At 71.2% G+C, this 18,267-nt stretch carries 16 protein-coding genes and 2 pseudogenes; 10 read left to right on the top strand and 8 right to left on the bottom strand.

Going from position 1 to position 18,267, the window contains the following annotated elements; all coding sequences use genetic code 11:
- The first annotated feature begins 12 nt into the window (after positions 1 to 12).
- The 4 genes from A5643_RS11845 (at position 13) to A5643_RS11830 (ending at position 3,926) form a co-directional block, all read left to right on the top strand.
- Positions 13 to 864, top strand: coding sequence for an SDR family oxidoreductase (locus A5643_RS11845; RefSeq protein ID WP_066855410.1), 852 nt, complete (start codon positions 13 to 15; stop codon positions 862 to 864).
- A gap of 28 nt (positions 865 to 892) precedes the next feature.
- Entirely contained in the window at positions 893 to 1,648 is a 756-nt protein-coding gene (nei2, locus tag A5643_RS11840; protein ID WP_066855407.1) for an endonuclease VIII Nei2, read from the top strand.
- A 155-nt stretch (positions 1,649 to 1,803) separates the two neighbouring features.
- Positions 1,804 to 2,784: an NADPH:quinone reductase gene (locus A5643_RS11835; RefSeq protein WP_066855405.1), complete on the top strand. Its 981-nt coding sequence runs from the start codon at positions 1,804 to 1,806 to the stop codon at positions 2,782 to 2,784.
- A gap of 44 nt (positions 2,785 to 2,828) precedes the next feature.
- On the top strand, positions 2,829 to 3,926 hold the full coding sequence (locus A5643_RS11830) for a F420-dependent hydroxymycolic acid dehydrogenase (RefSeq protein ID WP_066855402.1): 1,098 nt from the start codon (positions 2,829 to 2,831) through the stop codon (positions 3,924 to 3,926).
- A gap of 96 nt (positions 3,927 to 4,022) precedes the next feature.
- On the opposite strand, the gene A5643_RS11825 is transcribed toward A5643_RS11830, so the two are convergent.
- From A5643_RS11825 to A5643_RS11815, 3 genes are all read right to left on the bottom strand, one after another.
- Positions 4,023 to 4,883 (bottom strand): pseudouridine synthase, encoded by an 861-nt coding sequence (locus A5643_RS11825; protein WP_066855399.1) that lies wholly within the window; start codon positions 4,881 to 4,883, stop codon positions 4,023 to 4,025.
- Positions 4,880 to 6,598, bottom strand: coding sequence for a glycerol-3-phosphate dehydrogenase/oxidase (locus A5643_RS11820; RefSeq protein WP_231995545.1), 1,719 nt, complete (start codon positions 6,596 to 6,598; stop codon positions 4,880 to 4,882). The genes A5643_RS11825 and A5643_RS11820 overlap by 4 nt, the downstream gene beginning before the upstream one ends.
- 196 nt (positions 6,599 to 6,794) lie before the next feature.
- Positions 6,795 to 8,210 carry an NAD(P)H-quinone dehydrogenase gene (locus A5643_RS11815; protein WP_066855393.1) on the bottom strand — a complete coding sequence of 472 codons (1,416 nt, stop codon included), beginning with the start codon at positions 8,208 to 8,210 and terminating at the stop codon, positions 6,795 to 6,797.
- Positions 8,211 to 8,247: 37 nt separating this feature from the next.
- On the opposite strand from A5643_RS11815, the gene A5643_RS11810 reads away from it, so the two are divergent.
- The gene (locus A5643_RS11810) at positions 8,248 to 8,721 is read left to right on the top strand and encodes a gamma-glutamylcyclotransferase family protein (protein ID WP_066855390.1); all 474 of its coding nucleotides are present in this window, start codon (positions 8,248 to 8,250) and stop codon (positions 8,719 to 8,721) included.
- Positions 8,722 to 8,725: 4 nt separating this feature from the next.
- On the opposite strand, the gene A5643_RS11805 is transcribed toward A5643_RS11810, so the two are convergent.
- On the bottom strand, positions 8,726 to 9,895 hold the full coding sequence (locus tag A5643_RS11805; RefSeq protein WP_066855387.1) for a M20 family metallopeptidase: 1,170 nt from the start codon (positions 9,893 to 9,895) through the stop codon (positions 8,726 to 8,728).
- A gap of 121 nt (positions 9,896 to 10,016) precedes the next feature.
- On the opposite strand from A5643_RS11805, the gene A5643_RS11800 reads away from it, so the two are divergent.
- Positions 10,017 to 10,823: a purine-nucleoside phosphorylase gene (locus tag A5643_RS11800; protein WP_066855385.1), complete on the top strand. Its 807-nt coding sequence runs from the start codon at positions 10,017 to 10,019 to the stop codon at positions 10,821 to 10,823.
- Between the two features lie 119 nt (positions 10,824 to 10,942).
- Complete coding sequence (locus A5643_RS11795) at positions 10,943 to 12,553, top strand: phospho-sugar mutase (protein WP_066855382.1); 1,611 nt, start codon at positions 10,943 to 10,945, stop codon at positions 12,551 to 12,553.
- A 1-nt stretch (position 12,554) separates the two neighbouring features.
- On the opposite strand, the gene upp is transcribed toward A5643_RS11795, so the two are convergent.
- From upp to A5643_RS11780, 3 genes are all read right to left on the bottom strand, one after another.
- Complete coding sequence (upp, locus tag A5643_RS11790; RefSeq protein WP_066855445.1) at positions 12,555 to 13,178, bottom strand: uracil phosphoribosyltransferase; 624 nt, start codon at positions 13,176 to 13,178, stop codon at positions 12,555 to 12,557.
- Between the two features lie 25 nt (positions 13,179 to 13,203).
- Positions 13,204 to 13,890 carry a PE-PPE domain-containing protein gene (locus A5643_RS11785; RefSeq protein ID WP_286143652.1) on the bottom strand — a complete coding sequence of 229 codons (687 nt, stop codon included), beginning with the start codon at positions 13,888 to 13,890 and terminating at the stop codon, positions 13,204 to 13,206.
- A 111-nt stretch (positions 13,891 to 14,001) separates the two neighbouring features.
- Positions 14,002 to 15,405: a PE-PPE domain-containing protein gene (locus A5643_RS11780; protein ID WP_197497716.1), complete on the bottom strand. Its 1,404-nt coding sequence runs from the start codon at positions 15,403 to 15,405 to the stop codon at positions 14,002 to 14,004.
- Positions 15,406 to 15,752: 347 nt separating this feature from the next.
- Between A5643_RS11780 and satS the strand changes: the two genes are divergently transcribed.
- Positions 15,753 to 17,030 carry a protein export chaperone SatS gene (satS, locus tag A5643_RS11775; RefSeq protein ID WP_066855374.1) on the top strand — a complete coding sequence of 426 codons (1,278 nt, stop codon included), beginning with the start codon at positions 15,753 to 15,755 and terminating at the stop codon, positions 17,028 to 17,030.
- Positions 17,031 to 17,147: 117 nt separating this feature from the next.
- On the top strand, positions 17,148 to 17,723 hold the full coding sequence (locus A5643_RS18250; RefSeq protein ID WP_156628771.1) for an LGFP repeat-containing protein: 576 nt from the start codon (positions 17,148 to 17,150) through the stop codon (positions 17,721 to 17,723).
- 74 nt (positions 17,724 to 17,797) lie between these two features.
- On the opposite strand, the pseudogene A5643_RS11765 reads toward A5643_RS18250, so the two are convergent.
- Positions 17,798 to 18,091 (bottom strand): annotated as a pseudogene (locus A5643_RS11765) (adenosine deaminase); the annotation flags it as partial.
- Positions 18,092 to 18,110: 19 nt separating this feature from the next.
- Here A5643_RS11765 and A5643_RS17830 point away from each other — a divergent pair.
- Positions 18,111 to 18,267: pseudogene (locus A5643_RS17830) on the top strand (adenosine deaminase); the annotation flags it as partial.

Genomic DNA, 18,267 nt, shown 5'->3' with positions numbered 1-18,267 from the left:
TAGCCGACGGGCATGGCTGACACGACGGTACTGGTCACCGGGGCGGGCACCGGGTTCGGCAACGAGATCGCGTTCCGCCTCGCCGAACGCGGCTACGACGTCATCGCCGGGGTGGAGATCTATCCGCAGGTCTGGCAGCTCGAGCAGCAAGCCGAGCAGCGCGGCGTTCAGCTGCGCCCGGAGAAACTCGACGTCACCCATCCCGGCGACCGGCGCAAGGCCACCGGCTGGGACATCGACATCCTGGTCAACAACGCCGGCATCTGCGAGGGCGGGTCGATGGCCGACATTCCGGGGGCGAACCTGCGCCGCCAGTTCGAGGTCAACGTCATCGGGCCGGTGCTGCTGACCCAGGGCATCGCCAAGAAGATGGCCGCCCGCCGCAGCGGCAAGATCGTGTTCATGTCCTCGATCGCCGGGCTGATCGTCGACCCGTTCGGCGGCGCCTACGCCGCCTCCAAACACGCCCTGGAAGCGGTCGCCGAGGCGCTGTATCAGGAACTCGCCGAATTCAACGTCGAGGTCGCCACCATCAACCCCGGGCCGTACCTGACCGGGTTCAACGACCGGCTGCTCGACACCTGGCAGAGCTGGGACGACGACCCGGCGGACCGGCTGTTCGACTACGCGCAGTTGGCGTTCCCGCACGAGCAGCTCGACCCCGAACCAGTCTATCAACGCTCGGTCGAGGTCATCACCGGCGAAGCCGACACTTACCGCAACGTCATCCCCGACACCATCGTCGACGGCCTGCGCGCCCAGCTGGACGCGGTGTGGTCCCGCCGGTCCACCGACGGTCTGGGCGAGCGCGCCGAATCGGTGGCCACCGCCTACCGGCTGGAGCCCGAGACCCCGGCGGACTGACGCGCCGCGTCGTTAAGCTGGGCGGGTCATGCCTGAAGGCGACACCGTGTGGCACACCGCCGCGCTCCTGCACGACGCCCTGGCGGGGCGGGTCCTGACCGGCTGCGACATCCGGGTGCCCCGCTTCGCAGCCGTCGACCTGACCGGCGAAACCGTCGACGAGGTGATCAGCCGCGGCAAACATCTGTTCGTGCGCACCGGATCGGCCAGCATCCATGCGCATCTGAAGATGGAGGGCAGCTGGCGGATCACGCGCGGGCCGGGACGCGCCGACCACCGGGTGCGCATCCTCCTGCGGGCCGGCGACGTTACCGCGGTCGGGGTGAACCTCGGCGAGCTGGCGGTGCTCGACCGCTCCCGAGACAGCGCGGTCGTCGCCCACCTGGGCCCGGATCTACTGGGCGCCGACTGGGATCCGCGACGGGCGGCGGCCAACCTCACCGCCGTTCCGCAGCGGGGACTGGCCGAGGCACTGCTGGACCAGCGGGTGCTGGCCGGAATCGGCAACGTCTACGCCAACGAGCTGTGTTTCCTCAGCGGGCTGCTGCCGGGCGCTCCGGTCGCCGAGGTGGCCGACCCGCTGCGGCTGGTGGCGCGGGCGCGGGAGATGCTGTGGGCCAACCGGGCGCGGTGGGCGCGCTGCACCACCGGCAACACCCGGCCCGGCCAGCGGCTATGGGTCTACGGCCGGTCCGGCTTGCCGTGCCGACGCTGCGGCACCCCGATCTGCTCCGATCCCGCCACGCCGCGGATCACCTTCTGGTGCCCGCACTGTCAGCGGTGAGCGCTGCGGCGCCGCCTCGGCCGCGCCGAGTGAAGACTGAGGTAGCTCGCCGGCGCGTTCCGTCTCCCTGGAGCTTCATTCGAACTCTCTGACGCTTCACTCGGTGAACGCGCTCGGGGGCTGGCGCTGATGCGGCTCGCACCGATACTGAAGGGGTGAGCTCTCGCGCCGCATACCTGACCGAACTGGGGCCGGCGGACCGGATCCGCTTCGGCCCGTTGCCCGTCGCCGCCCCGGGGCCCACCGATGTCGTGGTGCGCACCGAGGTGCTGGCGATCAACCAGGTCGACACGCTGGTGCGCTCGGGCGCCTATCGCACGCCCACTCCGTTTCCCTTCGTGATCGGCCGTGATCTGGTCGGCACGGTGCTGCACACCGGCTCAGGGGTGACCGCGGTCCGCGCCGGCGATCCGGTGTGGTGCAACAGCATGGGCCACGGCGGCCGGCAGGGCTCGTTCGCCGAACAGGTGCTGGTGCCCGCCGACCGCCTCTACCCGCTGCCCGCCGGGGTCGACCCGGTCGACGCGGTGACCGTGTTGCACACCGCCGGCACCGCCTGGCTGGGCCTATTCCGGACGGCCCGGATCCGGCCCGGTGACATGGTGGTGATCGGCGGCGGCGCCGGCGGAGTGGGCAGCGCGGCGGTGCAATTGGCCAGCGCGGCGGGCGCGCACGTTATCGCCACCGCCAAACCCGCCGACCACCGGTGGTGCCGGGACAGCGGCGCGCACACCGTCATCGACTACCGCGACCCGGAACTGCCCGATCGGCTGCGAGCCGCCGCGCCGGATGGCATCGCCGTGTACTGGGACACCTCCGGCCACCAGGACCTGGCGGCCGTCGCCCCGCTGCTGCGGGTCGGGGCGACGGTGGTGATCACCGCCGCGAGCACCTCACCGATCCCGTTGCCGGCCCGGCCGTTCTACACCGGCGACATCAGCGTGCGCGGTTTCGCGATCAGCAACGCCACGGTCGCGGAGCTGGCCGACGCGGCCCACGCGATCAACGCCGGGCTCACCGCGGGTGTGCTGCGCGGACGGGCGGCCACCCGGTTGCCGCTGTCACAGGCCGCCGAGGCCCACCGGCTGCAGGAGCGCGGCCAGACCGGCGGCGGCCGCATCATCGTGGTGCCGTGATCCGGTGCGGGTTATTCGCGTGCTCACCCGGGTATCCGGCGGCGATGAATGCGTTGACACGGCGGGTGTTCGGCCGGATCGCGATGGGCCTGGGTGTGCTGGCGGCCGGGTCGGCCGGCCTGGCCGGGTGCGGGCGACCCGAACCGGACGTCGACTCCCCGGAACAGCCGACCGAGCCGCGCGCCGGCGTCGGGTTCGTGCTGGCACACGAGCAGTTCCGCACCGAGGAGCTGGTCGGGCAGGCCCAGGCCGCCGAGCGGGCCGGCTTCCGGCATCTGTGGGTCAGCGACCACCTGCAGCCCTGGCAGGACAACCAGGGCCATTCGATGTTCCCGTGGCTGACGCTGGCCCTGTTGACCCACCGCACCGACCGGATCTCCCTGGGCACCGGGGTGACCTGCCCGACCTTCCGCTACCACCCGGTGACGGTGGCCCAGGCGTTCGCGTCGCTGGCGATCCTCGCACCCGACCGGGTGTTTCTCGGCCTGGGCACCGGCGAGCGGCTCAACGAACAGGCCGGGACCGGGCAGTGGGCCGGCTACCGGGAACGCCACGACCGGCTGGTCGAGGCGATCCAGTTGATCCGGGAACTGTGGAGCGGCCGGCGGATCTCGTTTTCCGGCCGCTACTTTCAGACCGAGGAGCTCCGGCTCTACGACCTGCCCGAGCGGCTGCCGCCGATCTACGTGGCGGCCGCGGGCCCCAAAAGCGCCCGGCTGGCCGGGCAGTACGGTGACGGCTGGATCGCCCAGGGCGCTGATGTGACCAAGCCGGAGCTGGTGGGCGCCCTGGAGCAGGGGGCTCGGGCCACCGGCCGTGGCCTCGACGAGATCGACCGGCGCGCCGAACTGTATGCGGTGGTCGGGGACCGCGGTGCGGTCGAGGAGGCGGCGCGGCTGTGGCGGTTCACCGCCGGCGCGGTCGACCAACCCAACCCGGTGGCGATCCAACGCGCGGCCGAAGCCAACACCCTGACCGAGGTGGCGCAGAACTGGGCGACCGGCACCGATCCGGGCGGGCACATCGAGGCCGTGCAAGCGATCCTGGACGCTGGGGCGACCCCGTTTCTGCACTTCCCGCAGCGTGACCCGCTGACCGCCATCGAGTTCTACCGCCGGGAGGTGCTGCCGGCCCTGCACTGAGCACCGGCTCAGCCCTGAAATCGACAGCGCAGCGGGCAGATAGGCCGATTCGGGGCCGTTTTCGCCCGAATCGACGTCGATTTCAGGGGTGAGCGGTCACCACAGGCTGCGACCGGTTTGAAACCGGCGGGGTTCGCCGGTGGCCGGGTCGTCAAATTCCAGGCTGTAGGCCAGCAACTGCAGCGGTGTGGTGAAGTCGTCGGCGGCGACCTCACGGACCTGCGGATACAGCGGATCGCCGTCGATCGGCAGCCCCACCGAAGCCATGTGCACCCGCAACTGGTGGGTGCGCCCGGTGCGCGGGGTGAGCCGGTAGCGGCCGGCACCGAGCGCCTCGATGCGGGTTTCGGCGTTGGGTGCGCCGGGTTCTTCGACCGCCTGCAGTTGCCCGCGGTGTTTGACGATGCGGCTGCGCACCACCGCCGGCGGTGCGGTGACCGGGGTGGCGCCGCTGACCGCCAGATAGGTCTTGCGGACCCGGCCGGCCGCGAACAGGCTCTGGTAGCGCCCGCGCAGCTCCCGGCGGGTGGTGAACAGCAGCACCCCCGCGGTGAGCCGGTCCAGGCGATGCGCCGGGCTCAGTTCCGGCAGGTCCAGGTCCCGGCGCAGCCGCACCAGGGCGGTCTGGGCGACATGGCGGCCCCGCGGCATGGTGGCCAGAAAATGCGGCTTGTCCACGACCACGAGGTCGTCGTCGCGGTGCAGCACCGGCAGGTCGAACGGCACCGGCACCTCGTCGGGCAGGTCACGGTAGAGGTAGACGAACGCGCCCGCCGGCAGCACGGTGGTCTCGTCGACGACCCGGCCGTCGGCGCACACCACTTCGCCGGCCGCGGTTTTCGCCGCGGCGGCGGCGCCGAACCGGTCGAGCAGTTCGGCGGCGACCGGCCCGCCGCGCAGCCGCACCCGGGCCGGCCCCAGCCCGTCGCGCACCGGCAGCGGCGGCACCCGGCTCAATCCAGCGGCACCGGTTCGAGGATCGCGCTGCGCGCCTCGGGCGCGGCGGCCCGCAACGCGTCGGCGGAGGCGTCGTCGGGCTGGGTCTGGGAGCGCACCTCGGCGTCCACCCGCGCGACGTAGTTGGCCACCTCCGTCGCGCAGTCGGTGTCACTCCAGCCCAGGATCGGCGCCACCAGGTCGGCGACCTCGCGGGCACAGTCCACCCCGCGGTGAGGGTATTCGATCGAGATCCGCATCCGCCGGGTCAGGATGTCCTCGAGGTGCAGGGCGCCCTCGGCCGCGGCGGCGTAGACCGCTTCGACCTTGAGGTAGATCGGGGCCGCGGTGATCGGCTCCAGCAGTTCGGGCCGGTCGGCGGCCAGGGCCAGCACGTCGTGGATGAGCGAGCCGTAGCGGTCGAGCAGGTGCCGCACCCGGTAGGGGTGCAGGTCCTGGGCGGCGCCGACGTGTTCGGCCTGGTTGACCAGCGCGAAGTAGCCGTCGGCGCCGAGCAGCGGCACCTTCTCGGTGATCGAGGGCGCCACCCGGGCCGGGACGAATTCGGCGGCCGCGTCGATGGCGTCGGCGGCCATCACCCGATAGGTGGTGTACTTGCCGCCCGCGATGGCCACCAGCCCCGGCGACGGCACCGCCACCGCGTGTTCCCGGGAGAGCTTGGAGGTGTCGTCGCTCTCCCCGGCCAGCAGCGGGCGCAGCCCGGCGTAGACGCCGTCGATGTCGTCGTGGGTCAGCGGGGTGGCCAGCACGGTGTTGACGTGGCCGAGGATGTAGTCGATGTCGGCCTTGGTGGCCGCCGGGTGGGCCAGGTCCAGGTCCCAGTCGGTGTCGGTGGTCCCGATGATCCAGTGTGTGCCCCACGGGATGACGAACAGCACCGACTTCTCGGTGCGCAGGATCATCGCCGCCTCGCTGACGATGCGGTCCCGCGGCACCACCACGTGCACGCCCTTGGAGGCCCGCACGTGGAACCGGCCGCGCTGGCGGGACAGCGCCTGGATCTCGTCGGTCCACACCCCGGTGGCGTTGACCACCACATGGCCGCGCACCTCGGTGGTCGCGCCGGTCTCGGAGTCGCGCACCGTCACCCCGGTCACCCGGTCGCCTTCGCGCAGCAGCGCCACCACCTGGGTGGAGGAGCGCACGACCGCGCCGTAGTGGGCGGCGGTGCGCGCCACGGTCATGGTGTGCCGCGCGTCGTCGACGACGGTGTCGTAGTAGCGGATCCCGCCGATCAGGGCGCTGCGCTTCAGCCCCGGCGACAGCCGCAGCGCCCCGGCCCGGGTCAGGTGTCGTTGCGCCGGAACCGATTTCGCTCCGCCGAGCTGGTCGTAGAGGAAGATACCGGCCGCCACGTAGGGCCGTTCCCACCACCGTTTGGTCAGCGGGTAGAGAAACGGCAGCGGTTTGACCAGGTGCGGCGCCAGCGTGGTCAGCGAGAGTTCGCGCTCGTGCAACGCCTCGCGCACCAGACCGAACTCCAGCTGCTCGAGGTAGCGCAGCCCGCCGTGGAACATCTTCGACGAGCGGCTCGAGGTGCCCGAGGCGAAGTCGCGGGCTTCGACCATCGCCACCCGCAGCCCGCGGGTGGCGGCGTCCAGGGCGCACCCGGCGCCCACCACGCCGCCGCCGATGACCACGACGTCGAACTGGTCGCTGCCCAGCCGCTGCCAGGAGCGTTCCCGGTGGTCGGGGCTGAGATGCGAGTTCAGCAAGGTCTGCCCATCACCCGGGTCGCTCACAGTGCAAGACTCCTCATCGGCTACTGACCGGTAACGGTCACGCACCTGCAGGTTACGTGTTTCCAGCGTATCGGTGGCGCGGCTTGCCCACCCAGCGTGCACGCAGTGCGATCCCCGGCCGGTTTTTTCGCAGTGGGTGCACGTTCGCGCGGTGCTCCGCGGGGCCCGGTCAGTCCAGGTCGTCGTGGGTGATCAGCCGGCGCGCCGCCTCGGTGATCGATCCGGACAGCGCCGGGTAGACCGACAGGGTCTGGGCCAGGTCGGCCACCGTGATGCGGTTCTGCACGGCCAGCGCGATCGGCAGGATCAGCTCGGAGGCGATCGGGGCGACGACCACCCCGCCGATCACCACGCCGGTGGCCGGGCGGCAGAACAGTTTGACGAACCCGCGGCGCAGCTGCGACATCTTGGCGCGCGGGTTGGTCTTCAACGGCAGCATGATGGTGCGCGCCGGCACGGTGCCGTCGTCGATCTGGGACTGCGGCACCCCGACCGCCGCGATCTCCGGGCGGGTGAACACCGCCGCGGCGACGGTGCGCAGCCGGATCGGGATGACGCTCTCGCCGAGGGCGTGATACATCGCGATGCGGCCCTGCATGGCGGCCACCGAGGCCAGCGGCAGCAGCCCGGTGCAGTCCCCGGCGGCGTACACCCCGGGGGCGACGGTCCGCGACACCCGGTCGACCTTCAGGTAGTCGCCCGGTCCCAGTTCGATGCCGACCCGCTCCAGGCCCAGCCCGCCGGTGTTGGGCACCGAGCCGACCGTCATCAGCGCGTGGCTGCCCTCGACGGTGCGGCCGTCGGTCATGCTCACCAGCACCCCGGTGCCGGTGCGGGTCACCGAGGCGGCGCGGGCGTTTTTGACCAGGGTGACGCCGCGTTCGGCGAACGAGTCCTCCAGCACCAGGGCGGCGTCGTGGTCCTCGTGCGGCAGCACCCGGTCGCGGCTGGCGACGACGGTGACCTTGACCCCCAGCTCGGTGTAGGCGTGCACGAACTCCGCGCCGGTGACGCCGGAGCCGACCACCACCAGATGTTCGGGCAGGGTGTCGAGGTCGTAGAGCTGCCGCCAGGTCAGGATGCGCTCGCCGTCGGGTTCGGCGCCGGGCAGGATCCGCGGGGTGGCGCCGGTGGCGATCAGCACGACGTCGGCGTCGAGCATCCGTTCCCCGCCGTCGGCGGTGGCGACCCGCACCCGATGGTGGGCCTGGCCGGGATGCTTGTCGCCGAGTTCGGCGCGCCCGGCGAGGACCTGCACGCCGCTGGCCTCCAGCTGGGCGGTGATGTCCTGGGACTGGGCGGCGGCCAGCGCCTTCACCCGGTTGTGGATCTGGGCCAGCGACATCGCCGCGCCGTCCATCGTGAGGTGAAACCCGAGGTCGGGGGCGCGGCGCAGCTCGGTGCGCACCCCGGTGGAGGCGATGAACGTCTTCGACGGGACGCAGTCCCACAGCACGCAGGAGCCGCCGATGCCCTCGGCGTCGATGACGGTGACTTCGGCGACGTCGGGGCCCTGCGCGGCGGCTACCAGAGCTGCTTCGTAGCCGGCGGGGCCCCCGCCGATGATGACTATGCGGCTCACCACGGCCTCCAACCTATCGGGTGCCGTTTAAGATTTCCCCGTGCCGCTCTATGCCGCCTACGGGTCCAACATGCATCCAGAACAGATGCTGGAGCGCGCACCGCACTCGCCGATGGCCGGGACGGGCTGGCTGCACGACTGGCGGCTGACCTTCGGCGGCAAGGACCTCGGCTGGGAAGGGGCGCTGGCCACCGTCGTGCAGGAGCCGGGGTCGCGGGTGTTCGTCGTGCTCTACGACATGACCACCGCCGACGAGCAGAACCTGGACCGCTGGGAGGGCTCCGAGCTGGGGATTCACAAGAAGATCCGCTGCCGGGTGCACCGCACCTCCTCGGACACCACCACCGATCCGGTGCTGGCCTGGCTGTACGTGGTCGACGACTGGGAGGGTGGGCTGCCGTCGGCGCGCTACCTGGGGGTGATGGCCGACCCCGCCGAGATCGCCGGCGCCCCCGAGGAGTATGTGCACAACCTGCGCACCCGCCCGTCGCGCAACATCGGCCCGGGGCGGTAGCCGATCAGAACGCGGCGGCCAGCGCGACGATGTTGACCAGCACGCGCACGCCGATGGCCAGCGCCCGCTCGTCGAGGTCGAAGGTCGGCTGGTGCAGGTCGAGTTGCGGGCCCTGCCCCGACCAGACGCCCAGGCGGGCCATCGCGCCGGGCACCTCCTCCAGATACCAGGAGAAGTCCTCGCCGCCGCCGGATTGGCGGGTGTCGGCGAGCACGTCCGGGCCGACGGCCTCGATGGCGTGGCTCAGGATGCGGGTGGAGACCGCCTCGTTGATCACCGGCGGCACCCCGCGCCGGTAGTGCAGGGTGTGTTCGACGTTCAGCGGGGCGAGCAGGCTGGCGATCGCCTGTTCGACGATGTCCTGCATCTGCAGCCAGGTCTCCCGGTCGGCGGTGCGCACGGTGCCGGCCAGCGACCCGGTCTGCGGGATGGCGTTGGGCGCCGACCCGGCGTTGACCGCCCCCCACACCATCACCGTGTTGTTGCGCGGGTCGATGCGCCGCGACAGCACGCCGGGCAGCCCGGTGATCAGCGTGCCCAGCCCGTAGACCAGGTCGCCGGTCAGGTGCGGCCGGGAGGTGTGCCCGCCCGGTGAGGACAGGATCAACTCGATGGTGTCGGCGGCGGAGGTGATCGGGCCGGGGGTGGTGGCGACCCGCCCGACCGCCAGGCGGGGGTCGCAGTGCAGCGCGAAGATGCGCGACACCCCGCTGAGCGCGCCGGCGGCGATGGCGTCCAGCGCGCCGCCGGGCATCAACTCCTCGGCGGCCTGGAAGATCAGCCGCACCGACACCGGCAGGTCGGGCACCGGGGCCAGCGCCTGGGCCACCGCGAGCAGGATCGCGGTGTGCGCGTCGTGGCCGCAGGAGTGCGCGACGCCCGGCACCGTCGAGGCGTACGGGGCGCCGGTCTGCTCGGTCATCGGCAGCGCGTCGATGTCGGCGCGCAGCGCGATCCTGGGCCGATGCTCCGGACCGAAGTCGCAGGTCACGCCGGTCCCGGCGGGCAGGATCTTGGGGTTGAGCCCCACCTCGGCGAGCCGCTCGGCGATGAACGCGGTGGTGTTGTGCTCCTGGCGGCTCAACTCCGGGTGCCGGTGCAGGTGCCTGCGCCAGGCGACCAGGTCGTCGTAGTTGGCGGCCAGCCAGGACTCGGCGCGCGGGGCGAGATTCATCCGGTTCCCCCCGGCCGTGCCGCCGCCACGCCCCCGATGTGCTCGGCTGCGGCGGTGGTGGGCATTACCGCAGTATCTCACCGCCGCCGACCCGGCCCGGCACCGGTTAGAGTGCGGTGCTGTGAGCGACGCAGCACCCGACCCCGTCACGCTGGCCCGCCGGGCCGCCGACGAAATCGCCGAGCGGACCGGGGTGGGCGCCCACGACGTCGCGGTGGTGCTCGGGTCCGGCTGGGCGCCGGCGGTGGCCGCGCTGGGCACCTCCACCGCGGTCATCGCGATGGACGAACTGACCGGGTTCCGGATGCCGACGGTGGCCGGGCAGGGCCGGCAGGTGATGTCGATGCGGATCGGCGATCACCGGGTGCTGGTGTGCGTCGGGCGGGTGCACGCCTACGAGGGCCACGACCTGACCCATGTGGTGCATCCGGTGCGCACGGCGGTGGCCGCCGGTGCGGGCACGGTGGTGCTCACCAACGCCGCCGGGGGCCTGCGCGACGGGATGGCGGTCGGCCAGCCGGTGCTGATCCGCGATCACCTCAACCTGACCGCGCGATCCCCGCTGGTGGGCCCGCAGTTCGTGGACCTGGTCGACGCGTACTCGCCGCGGCTGCGGGAACTGGCCCGTCAGGTCGATCCGAGCCTGGACGAAGGGGTGTATGCGGGGGTGCCCGGGCCGCATTACGAGACCCCGGCGGAGATCGCGATGCTTCGGGTGCTCGGCGCGGACCTGGTCGGCATGTCGACGGTGCACGAGACGATCGCCGCGCGCGCGGCCGGCGCCCAGGTGCTGGCGGTGTCGCTGGTGACCAACCTGGCCGCCGGGATCACCGGGCAGCCGCTCAGCCACGACGAGGTGGTCGAGGCCGGTCGAGTGTCCGCCGCGCGGATGGGCGCGCTGCTCGCCGATGTGATCGCCCGGCTGTAGCGGCGCGCCGGGGGCCGTTGCGGTCCGGGCGCGTTGACTCTGCATCGTTGGCGCCCGATCGCGGCATCGCCCGAGTGCGCAGCGCCCTGGACGCAGAGTCAACCGGTCACAATGAGCCGATGACCCCCGAGCAGTGGATCGCCCACGACCCGGACCCGGTGACCGCCGCCGAACTCGCCGCCTGTGGCGCCGAGGAGTTGGCCGCCCGGTTCGCCCGGCCGCTGACGTTCGGCACCGCCGGGTTGCGCGGCCCGGTGCGCGGCGGGCCCGATGCGATGAACCTCGCGGTGGTGCTGCGCGCCAGCTGGGCGGTCGGCCAGGTGCTGACGGCGCGCGGGGCGACCGGCCCGGTGGTGGTGGGCCGCGACGCCCGGCACGGCTCGGCGCAATTCGCCGCCGCGGCGGCGGAAGTCCTGGCCGCGCAGGGGTTTGCGGTGGTGGCCCTGCCCGAGCCGGTGCCCACCCCGGTGGTGGCGTTCACCGCGCGCCGTATCGGGGCGGCTTGCGGGATCCAGATCACCGCGTCGCACAACCCGGCCACCGACAACGGCTACAAGGTGTACTTCGCCGGCGGTATCCAGATCGTGCCGCCGGCCGACGCGCAGATCGAGGCGGCGATGACCACCGCTCCCCCGGCCGACGAGATCCCCCGCCGCCCGGTGACCGCAGCCGGCCCGGAACCGGTGGAGCGCTACATCGCCCGGGCGGCGTCGGTCCGGCGGACAACCGGATCGGTGCGGGTGGCGCTGACCGCGCTGCACGGCGTGGGCGGCGCGGTGGCACTTGAGACGTTGCGCCGGGCCGGATTCGACGACGTGCACATCGTCCCGGCGCAGTTCGCGCCCGACCCGGATTTTCCGACCGTCGCCTTCCCCAACCCGGAGGAGCCCGGCGCGGCCGACGCCCTGCTGGCGTTGGCTGCCGAGGTCGACGCCGACGTGGCGATCGCGCTGGATCCCGACGCCGATCGCTGTGCGGTCGGTGTGCCCGGCGCCGAGGGCTGGCGGATGCTCTCCGGTGACGAAACCGGCTGGCTACTCGGCGATTACCTGCTGTCGACGCTGCCGACCGGTGCCGCGGCACGCAGCGTGGTGGCGTCCACGGTGGTGTCGTCGCGGATGCTGGCGGCCATCGCCGCCGACCACGGCGTCCGGCATGCGGAGACGTTGACCGGGTTCAAATGGCTGGCCCGCGCCGACGACGAAACACCGGGCGCGGCATTGCGGTACGCCTATGAGGAGGCGATCGGGCACTGCGTGGACCCGGCGGCGGTGCGCGACAAGGACGGGATCAGCGCGGCCGTGCTGGTGTGTGATCTGGTGGCTGCGCTGCAGGCGCGGGGCGGTTCGGTGCCCGCGGCGCTGGACGCGCTGGCGCGCCGGCACGGGGTGCACGTCGGGGCGGCGGTGACCCGCCGGGTAGCCGAGATCGATGCGGCGGCGGCGCTGATGAACCGGCTGCGCGCCGAGCCGCCGGCGCGGCTGGCCGGATTCCCCGCGACGGTCACCGATCTGGCGCAGCGCGACGACGCCTGGCGCAGCGATGCGCTGGTCTACACCGGCGGCGACGACGACACCTGGGCCCGGGTGGTGGTGCGACCGTCGGGCACCGAACCGAAGCTCAAGTGCTACATCGAGATCCGCTGCCCGGTCGACGGTGATCTGGATGCGGCCCGCGCGAGGGCGCAGCGGCTGCGCGACGACGTGGTCGCGCAGGTGCGGAGCTGGTAGCTCAGCGCGGCCCGTACTGGCGGTCCCCGGCGTCGCCGAGGCCGGGCACGATGAACGCGTCGGCGTCGAGGCCGTCGTCGAGTGCGGCGGTGACCAGGCGCACCGGCGTGGCGGCGTCGCGCAGCGCCGCGACACCCTGCGGGGCGGCCACCACGCAGACGGCGGTGATGTCGGTGGCGCCGCGCGCGGCCAGCAACTCCACGGTGTGCACCATGGAGCCGCCGGTGGCCAGCATCGGATCGAGCACCAGCACCGGGTGGCCGGCCAGCGCGTCGGGCAGTGCGGCGAAATAGGGCGTCGGGGTGTGGGTGCGCTCGTCGCGGACCACCCCGACGAAGCCGACCCGGGCCTCGGGGATCAGGGCGTGTGCCACGTCGACCATGCCCAGCCCGGCGCGCAGTACCGGCACCAGCAGCGGCGGGGTGGCCAGCTTGGCTCCGCTGGTCCGAGCTACCGGGGTGCGCACCTTGACCGGGGTGCGGGCCAGGTCGCGGGTGGCTTCGTAGACCAGCATCAGCGTCAGGTCGCGCAGCGCGGCGCGGAACTCGGTGTTGCCGGTGCGCTCGTCGCGCAGCGTGGTGAGCCGGGTCGCGGCGAGCGGATGGTCGATGACGTGGATGTCCACCGCCATGACCCTACGGCGTGGCTGCTCAGGCGCCGAAGAAGTTGAAGATGTCGAAGAGCAGGCCGACCGCGGCGAGCACCGGTGCGCCCGAGATCAGCGGCAGCCCGTCGAAGACGGCGTCGGGGCCGATCATGTCGATCAAATCCGTCACGTTGAGCCCGAGGTCGTTGAGCGCGTTCTGCAGCAGGCCGACCAGGTTCTCCCAGCCGTCGAGCAGGAAGCCGTCCAGGGCGTTGGTGAGGTCGTACGGGATGTGCATCGCGTCGCTGAGCCAGTCGGGCACCTGGCCGAGGCCGGCGAAGCCGAGGATGTCGTTGAGCGGGTCGAGGAAGGTGTGGATGCCGGCGTCCTGGGCGCCGGCGAACATCTGCAGCGGGTCCATCATCGGGATGAACCCGGCCAGCCCGGAGCCTTTCGCGAGTTCGCCGGAGGCGTTGACGGCCCAGGGGCCGACGACCGCATCGCCCGCGTGGTCGAGGATCTGGCTGGTAGCCAGGTTGCCCGGGTTGCCGTAGCCCCAGTTGATGCCCAACTCCAGTCCGGGCTGCAGGGCGTGGCCGAGCACCTTGCCGAAGTCGCCGAGCTGGTAGATCGGCCACAGCAGCGGCAGTTCCTCGGTGGGGAGCATGTAGAAGGTGGTTTTGTCGATCACGCCCAGTTCCAGCGCGGCGTCCGCGGCGAGCTCCGGGTACTTGGGGTGCTCGGTGAGGATCCCGATGATCGCGCCAGATCACCGGGAAAAGTGGGCAATTCCGAAAAAAAGAAAACGCGTGTTGTCAGCGCGGGAAGCCTGCGGTCACCGTCGGCCCGGAGTGCGGAACGATCAGGCGCCAAAGAGGTTGAGCAGGTCGAAGACCAGCCCCACCCCCGCCATGACCGGTGCGCCTGAGATCAGCGGCAGCCCGTCGAAAATGTCCTCCCATAACAGCCCGGTGCCGAGCAGTGCGGCGAGGTCCAGCGAGCCGATCAGGTTGTTCCAGCCGGTCATGACCCACTCATCGAGCCAGCCGGTCAGCACGGTCGGCAGATGCAGCGCATCGGTGAACCAGTCCGGGACCGTTCCCAACCCGGCGACGTCGAGGATTTCCTCGACCGGGTTGAGGAAGCTGTGCACGCCGGCTTCCTGGATGCCGATCAGCATCTGGAGGGGATCCATCATCGGGAGGAAACCCGCTAAACCGGAACCCTCGACGAACTGACCGGACTGGATCGCGGAGAGTTCGCCGAGGGCGTTGACCGCCCATGGTCCGATTCCGTCGGCGCCGACGCCGTGAAACGCCATGCCCGGGTTGCCGTAGCCCCAGTTGATGCCCAGCCGCAGGCCCGGTTCCAACGCCGAGGCCAGCACCTTGCCCGGCTCGCCGAGTTGATACAGCGGCCACAGGATCGGCAGCTCCTTGGTGGGGATCATGTAGAAGGTGGTCGATCCGGCTTGACCAAGGTTGACGAGCGCGGCGTCGGCGGGCAGATCCTTGTAAACCGAATGCACCGTCAAAATGCCCGCCAATGCGTTGACGTCGGCGAGCAGGTTGGTGGGGTCCTGCGGAAAGTTGGCCCATCCGTCGTATTCGGCGGTGTAGATGTCGGTCGGAAACAGGTCGGTCGGGGTCGGGCCGATGCCCAGCGGGATGTTCAACAGCGGCAGGGCGCGCGCGGCCCCGGTGATCGGGCTGTCCGGGAAGTCGAAGCGGGTGAGGATGCCGCCGAGCGGGTTGTTCGGGTTACCGGCCAATAGGAACCGCAGGTTTCCCGGGTTGTCGAGTGCGTCGTGCAGCGCCGGCATCGCCTTGGTTGCCGCGGTGGCACTCTGCGAATAGCCGAAGACCACACCGGTCTGGTCGCCAAGTGGCCCGGGGAGCGGATAGCCGGGGATTTGCCGCAGCGTGCCGCCACCGTCAAGGATCGCAGTCTGCAATATCGCGGCATCCTGATCGACCGACTCACCAAACGTCAGGTCGCCGAAGAGCGGCCAGACCTGTTCCGGCGTCCACAGCGGCGCGACTTCCGTCACTCCCCCCGGAACGCTGCGCTGGAGGATGCCGTCGATGACGGTGCCGTAATAGCCGGCGGCCACCGGGTCGGGGTCGAACGTTCCGCCCATTACCCAGCCCACGTCCGCGCTCGGATCGGCCAACAGCGCAACGTCGGCGAAAAACCGCTCCACCCGCGTCGACAACGCCGACGTCGGCGTCACCGTGAGCGCTACCGCAAAGATGATCGCCACCATCGCCGCAGCCCACGAGCGCGCACGCCCCGTCGTCACCGCACCCATGCTCGCCCCGCCCTCGAAGAAATCTGCCCGAATAGTAGGCCCCTCCGGCGCAGCCGGCACAGTTTTTGCTCGTCAACCAGCCCGCGAGTGAAGAACCAGGGAGGGGTTCGGACGCTGAGAGCTACCTCAGTCTTCACTCGCGGGCGGATCGCGGGCGGATCGCTGGCGGATCGCGGGCGGATCGCGGGGGAATCGCGAAAGGATCGCGGGCGAAGCGCGGGAACGACGCCCGCCGCGCCCAAGACCACGCACAACCGGGTCGGCTGGCTACCGGCGGGCCCGCCGTCGTTATCCTGTGCCGCATGGCTGCTGACCTCCTCCCCATCCGCCTGAGCCTGACCGCCGGCGACCGCTACACGCTGTGGGCGCCGCGCTGGCGCGACGGCGGCGACGAGTGGGAGGCGTTCCTAGGCAAAGACGAGGACCTCTACGGCTTCGACAGCGTCGCCGACCTGGTCGCCTTCGTGCGCACCGACCGCGACAACGACCTCACCGACCACCCCAGGTGGGCCGCGCTGACCGAGGCCAACGCCCACCGCCTCGACCCCGGCAAGAACTACCGCTTCGACCTGGTCGCCGTCGAGGAGTGGCTCGCCGAGTCCCCCACCAAGAGGTCGGTGCGCGCGCTGGCCGGCGCGCTGGCCGTCGTCTCCTCGATCGGCTCGGTGTGCGAGCTGGCCGCGGTGACGCGGTTCTTCAACGGAAACCCCAGCCTGGGCACGGTGACCAACGGCATCGACCACTTCAGCGGCCGCGCCGGGCTGGACCGCTGGTACGCCATCGGCGAGATCATCGCCCGCAACTGGGACACCGTGCTCGACGCGATCGACGAGCTCGTCGCCACCCCCGACGTGGACGGCGCCGCCGCGAGCCGCGCCGCCGACGAGCTGGCCGAACCGGCCCCCGCCGAACCGGAGACCGACGACGAGGCCGACGCCGAAGCCACCGAAGACGCCGTCGACCAGGTCGCGCCGGAAGCCGAACCGACCGTCGAGGGCCGCGCGGCCGCCGACACCGTGGTGCTCGGCAGCGACGAGGACTTCTGGGGCAAGGTCGGCATCGACCCGATCCAGATCATGACCGGGGCGGGCACTTTCTACACGTTGCGCTGCTACTTCGACGACCGCCCGCTGTTCCTGGGCCGCAACGGCCGGGTCAGCGTGTTCACCTCCGAACGCGCCCTGGCCCGCTACCTGGCCGACGAGCACGACCACGACCTGTCGAACCTGAGCACCTACGAGGACATCCGCACCGCGGCCACCGACGGTTCGCTGGAGGTCGCCATCACCGAGGACAACGTCTACGTGCTCACCGGTATCGCCGACGACCTCGCCGACGGCCCGGAGGCCCTCGACCGCGACCAGCTGGAGCTGGCCGTGGAGCTACTGCGGGACGTCGGCGACTACGCCGAGGACGACGTCGTCGACAAAACCCTCGACGAGGGTCAGCCGCTGGGCAGACTGATCACCCGGGTGCTCGACGCCGATTCCGCGCGCACGGTCAGCGGACCATTTGCCGAGGCCGTCAAACAATGGGAGAAACTGGAGCGCTTCGTCGAATCGCGGCTGCGCCGCGAATAGCGTTACCAGCGGAGTTGACGCAATCTGTAGCCCTGCACCGCGTATCGATATACGCTCGCGATACGCTCGCGCAGGGTTGCCTCGACCAGGGGCACCTATCAACTCGAGAGGAGCAGCATGCGACAGGCAACGAAACGGGCCGCCGCCATCACCGCGGCGGTCACCGGGTTTGCACTCATCGGTTCCGGGTGCAGCAGTGACGAGGCCAAGGACAACGCCAAGGACATCGCCAGCTCGGCGAGCTCGGTGACGTCCTCGATCATGGCGTCCGAGACCACCGCTACCGAGACCAGCGCCGCTCCGAGCTCCACCCAGATCGCCGGTCCCGACGGCACCGAGTACACCGTCGAGGGCGTCATCCTGGAGAAGTACAACGCGCTCGACGAGACCGCCCGCACCAACCTGGGCGCGCCGATCGACGACGCGGTGACCAACCCCGACGGCGGCGTCTACCAGCAGTTCGAGGACGGCGTCATCGTCCACAAGGAGAAGTCCTACGTGGTGTGGGGCAAGATCCGCGACAAGTGGAACGAGCTGGGTGGTTCGCAGGGTGAGCTGGGCTACCCGACCAGCGACGAGACCACCAACGCCGAGGGCCAGAAGCAGACGACCTTCGAGCACGGCACCGTCACGTGGGCCGAGGGCGACGAGGAAGCCGTCGTCGTCGAGAACACCGAGGGCGCCGAGGGCTGATCCCCCGACGTACACGTCAGCAGGCCCGGGCCGCTATCCATCGATAGCCGCCCGGGCCTGCGGCGTTTTCGAGCTCAGCCCACCAGCACCGCGTAGCGCGGCTTGATGACGTCGTCGATGAGGGCCAGGCGCTCATCGAACGGGATGAACGCCGACTTCATCGCATTGATCGTGAACCGCTGCAGATCGCTCCAGCCGTAGCCGAAGGTCTCGGCCAGCACCCACATCTCCCGGCTCATGGTGGTGTCGCTCATCAGCCGGTTGTCGGTGTTGACCGTCACCCGGAACCGGGTGCGGGCCAGCAGGTCGAAGGGATGCTCGGCGATCGAGGCGACCGCGCCGGTCTGCACATTGGAGCTCGGGCACGGGGTGCGCATCGTCGACGACATGGTGGTCGCCGAGGACGGCTCGGTGCGGCTGGGCCGGCTGGCCTCGATCCTGCGGGACAAGCGGATCCCGCTGGAGATGTGCCCGAGCTCCAATGTGCAGACCGGCGCGGTCGCCTCGATCGCCGAGCATCCCTTCGACCTGCTGGCCCGCACCC

This window comes from Mycobacterium sp. 1274756.6, assembly GCF_001668625.1.
Classification (GTDB): Bacteria; Actinomycetota; Actinomycetes; order Mycobacteriales; family Mycobacteriaceae; genus Mycobacterium.
The sequence above is the reverse complement of the archived record's forward strand: the minus strand, read 5'-3'. Positions and strand labels throughout refer to the sequence as shown.